General features: G+C 71.8%; 7 protein-coding genes. 1 reads left to right on the forward strand and 6 read right to left on the reverse strand.

Features of this window, described 5'->3' with window-relative positions; translation table 11 throughout:
* Positions 1-4: 4 nt before the first annotated feature.
* Complete coding sequence (locus tag ABD292_RS15650) at positions 5-667, forward strand: hypothetical protein (protein WP_344207935.1); 663 nt, start codon at positions 5-7, stop codon at positions 665-667.
* A gap of 250 nt (positions 668-917) precedes the next feature.
* Here the strand turns inward: ABD292_RS15650 and ABD292_RS15655 are convergent, their stop codons facing one another.
* The 6 genes from ABD292_RS15655 to ABD292_RS15680 all read right to left on the reverse strand — a co-directional run.
* Complete coding sequence (locus ABD292_RS15655) at positions 918-3,425, reverse strand: ATP-binding protein (RefSeq protein ID WP_344207936.1); 2,508 nt, start codon at positions 3,423-3,425, stop codon at positions 918-920.
* Positions 3,425-3,679, reverse strand: coding sequence for a hypothetical protein (locus tag ABD292_RS15660; RefSeq protein WP_344207937.1), 255 nt, complete (start codon positions 3,677-3,679; stop codon positions 3,425-3,427). The genes ABD292_RS15655 and ABD292_RS15660 overlap by 1 nt, the downstream gene beginning before the upstream one ends.
* Before the next feature lie 433 nt (positions 3,680-4,112).
* Positions 4,113-4,508, reverse strand: coding sequence for an FAD-binding protein (locus ABD292_RS15665; protein WP_344207938.1), 396 nt, complete (start codon positions 4,506-4,508; stop codon positions 4,113-4,115).
* An 83-nt stretch (positions 4,509-4,591) separates the two neighbouring features.
* Entirely contained in the window at positions 4,592-5,884 is a 1,293-nt protein-coding gene (locus ABD292_RS15670) for a glycosyl hydrolase 53 family protein (protein ID WP_344207939.1), read from the reverse strand.
* Between the two features lie 27 nt (positions 5,885-5,911).
* A complete protein-coding gene (locus ABD292_RS15675) occupies positions 5,912-7,186 on the reverse strand; it encodes an ABC transporter substrate-binding protein (RefSeq protein WP_344207940.1) in 1,275 nt (424 codons plus the stop codon).
* A 31-nt stretch (positions 7,187-7,217) separates the two neighbouring features.
* Positions 7,218-8,067, reverse strand: an 850-nt coding sequence (locus tag ABD292_RS15680; RefSeq protein ID WP_344207941.1) for a carbohydrate ABC transporter permease, incomplete at its 5' end; no start/stop codon positions are given.

An 8,067-nucleotide genomic window follows, 5' to 3' on the forward strand; every position in this document is an offset into this window, starting at 1 on the left:
TCGCATGCGTCTGCCCGAATCGCGGCCGGCCCTCCTGGTCAGTCTGCCGCGCAATGACACCGCGCTCGCACAGGCCGCGTCGCAGGCCGGAGCCGACGGCCTGAAGGTGCACACGAACGTGCGGCACCGGGCCTCGGGGACGGCCTTCGGATCGCTGGACGCCGAACGTGAGGCGCTGCGCGGCATCCTCGCGCTCGGCGTACCGACGGGCCTCGTCGTGGGCGCGGCCGGATCGGTGTCGCTCGCGGAGATGGCCGCCGCGCGGGAAATGGGGTTCGACTACTTCGACGTCTACGCCGCCGACGCGCCCGCGGGCTACGTCGAGGCGTGCGGGCCGGTGACGCCCATGGTCGCCCTGGGGCCGGGCGACGGCCCGTCCCAGGCGCGGGCCCTGGTGCGGCGGGGGTGCGGGGCGCTCGAACTGTCCACGCTCGAACCCGACAGGTACGGCACGCCGCTGACGCTGGCGACCCTGGCGAGGCTGGAGGCGGTGGCGTCGGCGGTCGACGTCCCCGTCATCGTGCCGAGCCAGCACGCGCTGGTCCCGGACGATCTCGCGTCCCTGCGGGACGCCGGGGCGGCCGCGGTGCTGCTGGGGGCCGTGGTGACGGGGGCCGACCCGGCGGAGTTCGGCGCCAGGATCGCGCCGTACGCCGCCGCCCTCTGACTTCCGTCCGGCCAGCCTGTGGGCCCCACCGTCCGGAGGCCGGCGGGGCCCCGACCGGTCCACTGGCGGGCCGGCGTGCGGGCAAGGGCCGGCCGGTGCTCGACAGCCTCGTCCGCGCATGCGCCGATCCCCTGCCGGCTTCGCGGGCGAGAGCCCGCCCCGGCGTGGCGCAGGAAGCTGGAGTCCGCGGGGAGTCTCCTTCGGGCGAGGACGCGGGCACTGGACTTGACGACCTGCGCGCCCTCCCCGCCTATCGGTGGAAGCGGTATCGCCGTTCGTACTCCAGCCTGCGGCGCTCCTGCTTTCGCGCCCGCCATTGGGCGGCCACCACGAGCGGGTCGGGCACTCTCAGCCAGCCGAGGCCACGCTCGACGAGCCGATCCAGCCTGCCCCTGCTCGCCGCGTAATCGTCGATCGCCTCCCGGATCTCGTCGAGCCACCGCTCCACAACGGAGACGGCGTCGGCGTCGGAGAGCGCCCGATACAGCGCCAGCGCCCGTTCGAAGGAGTCGCGGGCACGTACGAAATCCAGTTTTCTGTGATAGGACCTGCCGATGCCCTCCAGCGCCTTCGCCTCGCCCGCCAGGTTGCCGAGTTCCCGGAACAACGCCGCCGCCTGCTCGAACGGGCCGATCGCCGCAGCGGGATCCGAGTACACGAGGTCGCTGCCCATGTCGTTGAGCACGATCGCCTCACCCAGGCGGCTGCCCAGATCGCGGTAGATCGCCAGAGCCTCGTCACGTACGGCATCGCGGTCGCGCCCGTCCCTGGTCCGATCGTGACCGCCCATGTGCCAGCTCAGCCCATAACTGGCATTGGCCACGCCCAGCCGGTGCCCGACTTCCCTGAACAGCTCCAGCGACTGCTCGTGCAGCTTGCGGGGAGCAGGTGACCAGCCGGGCATCCCGGACAACGACCACGCCAACTCGGTACGGGCGTGCGCCTCCCCCGCCCGGTCGGCCAGCGCGCGAAAGAGCTTCAGCGCCCGGTTGTGCATGCGCGCCGCGCCACGGTAGTCCCCCGCCGCCTGCTTCAACCGGCCCATCTGATTCAGCGCGCCGGCCTCCCCCGCTCCGTCGCCGACGGCGCGGAACAGGTCCAGCGCCCCCTGATGGGCCCGCTCCGCGCCCGCGAGATCACCCGTCAGTTGCGCGACCCACCCCAGATCGTTCAGCGCCCGAGCCTCCCCCCGCTGGTCGCCGAGGCCGCGGAACAACGACATGGCCCGCTCGTACGTCAGCCTCGCTTCCCCGTACTCTCCCAAGGCCTGCTCGATCCAGCCCAGCTCCAGCAACGCGTCCGCCTCGGCGTGGCCGTCACCGAGGAGGGCCGCCGCGTCCGCTGCCCTGCCGTGCAGCACCGCCGCCTGCCGCCACAGTCCCTCCCCGCGCATGAACCCGGCCAGCATCCTCACCAGCCGCACCAGGACCGGCCACCGCTCCTGCGAGGCCGCCCATTCGGCGCAGGCGACGACATTGGCGTAGTGCGCCCGCATCAGATCCGGTGTCCGCGCGTCCCGGCCCAGCTCCTCGAAGTGCGCCAGGATCCGGGCCATGGCCGCTTCCCGATCGGCGTCGGTGTCCTCGCGCTCCGACAGCTCGCGGGCGTACACACCGAGCAGGGCGTGCAGCCGGAACCGGCCGGGCGCGGTCTCCTCAAGCAGGTGATCGACGTACAGGCCGTCCAACTCCCGAGCGGCCTCCGGCGAGGGGACACCGGCCGCCGCGGCCGCCACGCCCACGTCGATATCCGGTCCCGGATGCAGCCCAAGCCTGCGGAACATGAACTGCCCGGCAGCCGGCAGACTCCGGTACGAGACCTCGAACGCCAGCCGCACCGTACGCGGGCCACCGGCCAACTGGCCCAGCCGGTCGTCCGCCGCACGGAGCGCCGCGGCGAACTCCTCCACGCTCCACGAGGGCCGATGCGCGAGACGTCCGGCCGCCAGCACGACGGCCAGAGGCAGTCGCCCGCACAGGTCCACGATCTCCGCCACGGCATCGGAACCGGACGCGGGACGCCGGGACACCCGTACGAACAGTTCCGCCGCCTCCTCGGGCGGCAGTTCGCCGAGCGACAGCGGCACCGCACCGTCCAGCGCCTCCAGGCGCCGCCGGCTCGTCACCAAGGTGAGACAGCCGGAACCCGCGGGCAGCAGCGGCTCGATCTGCTCGTGCCCCACCGCGTCATCGAGCACCAGCAGAACGCGGCGCGCGGCCGTCCGGTCCCGCCACAACCGCGCGCGGCCCTCCAGCGACGGCGGGACGTGCTCCGGCCGCACCCCCAAGTCCCGCAGCAAGCTCTCCAGCACCTCCGCCGGATCCGCCGCGGCCCCCTCTCCCGCCCGCAACGACACGAAGAACCGCCCGTCAGGAAAGTCTCCCGACAGCAGGTGAGCGGCGTGCGTGGCCAGCGCGGTCTTCCCTACGCCCGGCATGCCGTCGATCGTGATCAGCGACGGCCGCCGCCGCGTCCCCCGTAACAGGCGCTGCAGTTCGCCGCCGCGCCCGGTGAAGTCCGTCAGGTCCCTGGCCAGGCCGTGCCGGACCAGCGGCGGCACCGGCGCGGGACCGGAGAAGGAGGCGGTGTACTGGTAGAGGTCACGCCCCGCCAGGGCGACGGGGGCCAGGATCGTCCGTTGGTCGATATGCGCCTGTACGCCGGACACGTTGACGTTCGCCTGGACGAGATCCCCGTGCACCGTCGAGCCGTCCACCGCCTGTGCCACGTCGGCCCGGCGACGCCGCCTCAGGGCCATCACTCGGTGTTCTCTTGGCGCTGCGACACGTCCCCGCCGACCTCGGAACGCTCCACGCCCTGGTCTCCTGCCTCCGCCAGGGTCTGCCGCACCGAGCCTGTCACCCTCGTATCGGTGACTCGCTGGCTCGCCCGCGCCCGCTCGCCGACCGTCAGCCACGCCTGCAACCCGCCACCGAGCAGCACCAGCACCCCGGTGGCGATCCACCAGGCCACCGCCCAGTGCTGGGTCAGCATGCCAGTGGTGACACTCACTGCGGCGGCCACCACCACCGTTCCCGCGGCCGCCACGCCACGCTTGATACCCGTGCTCAAACGGCACCGCCATGACAGAGGAAAGCCCGCTCCCTGCAGCGTCACCTTATTCCGTGAGGGCGCGGCTGTGAATTGCCTGCGGTCGTACATGACCGTCCGGGTCCTTCGCCACGACGGCCCACTCGTCGAGGGCTCGCCGGAGTAGCGGTGGTCGGCTTCGACGGCCAGACGACTACCACTGCGACGAAGACGGGTTTTGTCGACGACGGCGCCCCGGTCATCCACAGCGCGCGGACGCCCGCCCTCTCGGTGAACGTCATGAGCGTCTGCTGGGACTCCGGGGCGCCATCGAACTGATCCGCGATCAGCGCGAACGGCTCCCCGTGGATGCCGGCCAACTCGACCAGGGGGAGCCGCAGGACCTGGATACGCACTACTCGCCCGCCCCGTCGTGCAGGACGTAGTCGTCGAGGCCAGCGCGCTGCATGCCCTCGGGCGTCTGGATGTCCACGTACTCACCGGCGCGGCGCCGGATTGCGGCCTGCCCGACGATGCCGCCACGACGACAGGAGTGAACCTTCGCCGGATCCGGCCCGGTGGCCACCCTGAGCAAGGCGTGCATCGCCTCCGGGCTGTCCTCGACGCCGCAGGCCTTCTGCAGGGGTGTGCCGCCGCCCATGTAGAGCGAGCCGCCCGCCATGGCGGAAGCTCCGCCCCAGCCGCCGGCGGCGTCCAGGACCAGCACCTCCGCGCCCGCCCGCGCCGCCTCGATGGACGCGCTCGCACCGGCGCCGTCGCTGTCGTCTCCATGGCGGCCCCTTCCGTTCACACGCCCGCTGACGGGCCCTCGCGCACGGACGATAGGAGGGCGGCGCGCCGCGCGCAGGGCCGCATCCCGCTGGGGGGGAGGCCTCACGCCAGAAGCAGGCCCTCGGCGATCGCGTCGATGACCGGCTCGGCCACGCCGGAGGAGCTGAAGTGGCTCATGGGCTGCCAGCCGCCGATGCAGTAGTCGGGCGCCCAAGGGCGGACGCCGGACAGAGGCCCGTCGCCGGCGCCCCAGGCGACCACGTCCCGGACGAAGTCGTGCTCCCCTTGCGGGGAGATCGGGTAGCCGGGCAGCGCGCTGTTCCACGGGTAGGGCGCGGACATGGCGGCCGAGGGATATCCGAGCTCGGCCACGAACACCGGTTTGCCGAACGTGCTGCTCAGGGTGGTGGTGACGTCCTTGAACAGCGCCAGGCGGTCGCCGTAGTCGTTGCTGGTCGGGTAGAACGAGGTGCCGAGCTCGCTCGCCTGGTAGCCGGCCGCCCGCATCGCCTGCCAGAACGCCACCGACAGGTTGGGGCTGGCCGCGCCGATCGTGCTGGTGTGGCTGCTGAAGCGGGCGCCGGGCTGGACCGTGCGGATGCCGGCGGCGGTGGCGGCCAGCATGCGTCCCACGTGCGGCCACAGGTGGGCGCGCAGCCAGGCGATGCGGTCGGCCTCGCTCATGGTGAACAGGGTGGCGAAGTCCATCTGGCCGATCGCCGGATCGACGGCGTCCGGCGGGCTGTAGGTCCAGTCGGCGGTCTGGGTGACCAGGCTGCGGATGGCGACGCCGGCCATGCCGAACTCGATCTCGTTGCCCAGGTCCCAGACCCGCACCGTCGCACCCGTGGCGAGGATCTTCGCGGCGACGGTGACGCCGTAGCGGTAGAGGATCGGCAGCATCTGCTCGATGGTGAGCGAGGTCCACGGCCCGGGCAGGGTGATGCCGGGATAGTCGGAGAAGTCGGGTTCGGGCTGGTAGGCGATGTCTCCGTAGACGGCCCACAGACCGAGCTCGGGATTGAAGGGCAGGCCGAGCCGGCGGGCCAGCCGCGCGCGTTCGAGCCCGCGGTCGAGGCCGTGCTGGGCGTCGTTGTCGGCCGCGACGCGGCGGGTGGCGATGCGGGCGTACACCTCGGTGGCCCCGTGAGCCACGAACAGGCGCTGCACGGCCTCCGCGGTGCGCGCGGTGCGAAGGCCGTCCGTCAGGGACACCTTGGCGAGCACCGCTTCGGTGAACGGGCTTACCGAGAGCGCGGCGCGGAAGGGCCGGGCCCGGGCCGGCGTCTGCCCGGCGGCGGGCAGGGCGGGTGTGGCCAGAGCGAGGCCCGCGGCGGTGGCGGTGGTGAGGAAGGCTCGGCGGGTGACACGGGCATGGGGGGTGTGATGCGGCATGTCGATCCTTTTCGGTGGGGGAGTGACTCAGTTGCTCTTGTAGGCCTTGTCCATCTCGGTCAGCACGTCCTGCGGGGTGGCGGCGCCGGAGAAGAGCTCCTGCACGCCGCTCAGGTGAGCCTGCTGGACCTTCGGGTTGGGCCAGAACTGGTCCATGAACGGCACGGTCCTGCCCGACTTCTGGTAGTCCAGGAGCGCGCTGAACGCGGGGTCGGGGGTGAAGGCGTCGTTGGGGATCGCGGGGGCGGCGTTGCTCTTGGCGGCGTAGTCGTTCATGGCCCGCGGCTGGGCGAGGAAGTCGATGAACTTCTCGGCGGCGGCCTGGTTGCGGGCCTTGGCGTTGATCGCGTAGGAGGTGCCGACCGCGCCCGGCATCCGGGTGGCCTCGGCGTCGTCGGTCGCCGGCAGCGGGAACATGCCCAGTTCGGTGCCTTGGGCCGCGGCGTCCCTGATCTGCCCGGCGGTGGCCAGGACCTGGACGGCCGCGACGGCCTCGCCCTTGCCGACCTGCTGGAGCGCGGTCTCGACCGGGGTGCCGAGCGGGTCCTTGGAGAAGCAGCCGCGCTTGTTCAGCTCCAGATACTTGTCCATGGCGCCCTTCCATCCGGCGGAGGCGGCGAAGCTCGTCCTGCCGCCGGCCAGGTCGGCGTCGAAGGTGGAGCCGGGGGTGTGGACGAGGGTGGCGACGAGCGCGTAGTCGATGAGCTGGGTCACCCAGGGCGTCTGGTTGCCCAGGGCGAACGCGCTCTTGCCCGCGGCCCTGGCCTTGTCGCACAGGTCGAGCACGTCCGCCCAGGTGGTGGGTTCGAAGCCGCCGACCTCCCGCATGGCCTTCTTGTTGTAGATCGCGCCGATGCCGGTGAAGGTGACCGGCAGGAGGTACTGCTTCCCGTCGGCCTGGGTGACGGCCTTGACGTCCTGCGGGACCTGCCCGGCCCAGGAACGGGCGGACAGGTCCTGGAGATAGCCGGACGGCGCCAGCACCTGGACCGCGCCGGCGTTGCCCTTCGCGGGGAAGGCGAAGAAGACGTCAGGAGCGGTGCCCGAGGAGAGCTGCGTGCGCAAGGTGGTCAGGTACGGGTCGGTGTCGGCGTACGTCACCTGCACGTCGATGCCGGGATTGGCCTCCTTGAAAGCGGCGATCGCCGCGTCCAGCGCGATCTTCTCGCTGGAGTTGGACGCGATGCGCAGGGCGGCCGAGGCCGTGCCGCTCCCGGGTGGGGTGGCGGTGTTGCTGCAGGCGGCCAGCAGGGCGCCGGTCGCCAGGACGCACAGCGCCGCGGGCAGCCGTCGGTTCGTCATGGTGGTTCTCCTGGGATGTGATGATCGGTGATCAGCCCTTGAGGCCGCCGGCGAAGCCCCGGATGATCCGCTTCTGCATCAGGAAGTAGATGAGCAGGATCGGGACGACGCTGATCACCAGGCCGGCGAAGACGAGGTGCCAGTCGGCGACGTACTGGCCGACGAACTGGAAGACCGCCACCGGGACCGTCTGCTGCGCACTGCCTGACAGGTACAGCAGAGGTGTGAGGAAGTCGTTCCAGATGAAGATCGCGTTGAGGATGGCCACGGTGCCGGTGACGGGCCGCAGCAGCGGCAGGACGACGGAGAAGAACACGCGCACCGGTGTGCAGCCGTCGATGGCGGCCGCCTCCTCGTACTCGGCGGGCACGGCCCGCAGGAAGCCCGCGTACAGGAAGACGCTGAAGGGGACCTGCAGGCCGCAGTAGAACAGGACCAGCGACCACACCGAGCCGAGCAGGCCGAGGTCGCGCATGCTCTGGTACAGAGGGATCAGCGCGAGCTGGGCGGGCAGCAGCAGGCCGAGGGCGAACAGCAGGAACGTCCATCGCGACCAGCGGCTCGTCACGCGTGCCAGCGGGTAGGCCGCCATCGCCGAGACGATGACGATCACCACCAGGCTCGCCAGCGTGACGATCGCGCTGTTGGCCAGGGCCGCGCCCAGCCCGGCCGCCTGCCAGGCGTCGGCGTAGTTGGCCAGGGTGGGTGACATCGTCAGCGCCACCGGCGAGGCCGGGTCGGCCGGGCGGCGTACCGACAGGTTGACCAGGACGTAGAGAGGGAAGACGAAGACCGCGCCGACGGCGATCATCACCGTCTCCAGCAGCGCCGTGCGCGCCGTGTAACGCTTCACGAGGAGCCCTTCTGCTGCCGCAGGCCGC

It is taken from the genome of Nonomuraea bangladeshensis, from assembly GCF_039529455.1.
Classification (GTDB): Bacteria; Actinomycetota; Actinomycetes; order Streptosporangiales; family Streptosporangiaceae; genus Nonomuraea; species Nonomuraea bangladeshensis.

Coding starts and splice junctions, on each gene's coding strand:
- ABD292_RS15650 (WP_344207935.1), top strand. CDS start 5: ATGCGTCTGCCCGAATCGCGGCCGGCCCTCCTGGTCAGTCTGCCGCGC.
- ABD292_RS15655 (WP_344207936.1), bottom strand. CDS start 3,425: ATGGCCCTGAGGCGGCGTCGCCGGGCCGACGTGGCACAGGCGGTGGAC.
- ABD292_RS15670 (WP_344207939.1), bottom strand. CDS start 5,884: ATGCCGCATCACACCCCCCATGCCCGTGTCACCCGCCGAGCCTTCCTC.
- ABD292_RS15675 (WP_344207940.1), bottom strand. CDS start 7,186: ATGACGAACCGACGGCTGCCCGCGGCGCTGTGCGTCCTGGCGACCGGC.